This window comes from Lactiplantibacillus xiangfangensis, assembly GCF_001438845.1.
In the GTDB taxonomy this organism is placed as follows: Bacteria; Bacillota; Bacilli; order Lactobacillales; family Lactobacillaceae; genus Lactiplantibacillus; species Lactiplantibacillus xiangfangensis.
Genome location: NZ_JQCL01000102.1, coordinates 1 through 1,182 on the forward strand (window position 1 = coordinate 1; position 1,182 = coordinate 1,182).

1 pseudogene is annotated in these 1,182 nt (G+C 40.7%); it reads right to left on the minus strand.

Annotated elements, in window-relative coordinates:
- Window positions 1-298: 298 nt before the first annotated feature.
- Window positions 299-655: pseudogene (locus IV64_RS12575) on the minus strand (replication initiator protein A); the annotation flags it as partial.
- Between the last annotated feature and the right edge of the window lie 527 nt (window positions 656-1,182).

Genomic DNA, 1,182 nt, shown 5'->3' on the forward strand with positions numbered 1-1,182 from the left:
TTGACTTGGACCCGTTTCTTTTCCTTAACTGCCATGATTGTCTCATCTCCCTTCTTCTACTACTACCATTATACTACCTTTTGAGTGCCTGATCAATAGATAAAGCCCTGGCCTCAAATCACTTGAGCTTGGCGTTGATCTAAAGGCTGAACTTTTGAGCTGGTTAGCCTGGTTAGCTCTGACACTCATTTAAAAGCCCCTATTCTTCTGTTTAAGCCATTTAAATCTAGCTTAAGTATAAAGAGAGAGGTTAGTAAGTCTTAAAACTGCTTAGAAAGGATTTTGTAGCCTTTTAGGACTAGTAGTACAACCCACTGTTGTCGTTGTCGGCCGGCTTTTCTTCTTCGGGGTGTTTGGCCGCGTATTCTCTAGCCGCTTGTTTATTCCACCAAACACCAAATAGATTTTGCATGGTGCCGTACAGGTAGTTTTCCACGTTCTTGATGTGCTTCTCATTGCTTCTTAGGGCGTTAAAGTAACGTCTCAAGGCTTTAGTCATTAAAAATTTCAGTTCTTCGTCGTCCAGTGGGATTATGACGCCAATATCTTTATGATCCTTCTCAACTCGGTACTTAGCATTTAAGATAATACCAACGAAGCGACACATCTGTAAGCGACGCATCTGTTGCGGGGTACGGCACCAAAAACTAAGCAGTCATGTTACAGCACCCAAGTAAAAGCTACGAAGATAAAAACATTCATCCTCAAAATATGTAACCTAGAAAAAAGGCCTCCAGTGTTAAACCGGGAGCCTTTTTTAGTATACCAATTTCTACTTCACATAAGGCGGCTTATCCCAAGTAACCCACATTCACCGCGGTACTTCCACATTCCGTTCTTTTTTGATTGTGAACTTGTCCAAAAAAGAAGTGGTATAGGTCGCAGATTGGCTTTAATTGGGGAAAATGAGTTTGTGAAATTCACTGAAATTACGTCTAGGCCATTCCCTTGAATTCAACTGTCTCATTCTTTGTATTAACCAAAAACTTACCGACACTCCCCTGATACTTCACGGATACTTTAAAGGAATACTTGTAATTTACCCGAGTGTATCGAATACTACTAATTCTTCCCTGATACCCTTGACTACGCAAAACTCTCTTCACTTGGTCCCTTTGTCGATCATTAATTCTTGCAGAACTCCGATAGATTGTCTTCTTAACGATCACATCTGGATTCAAT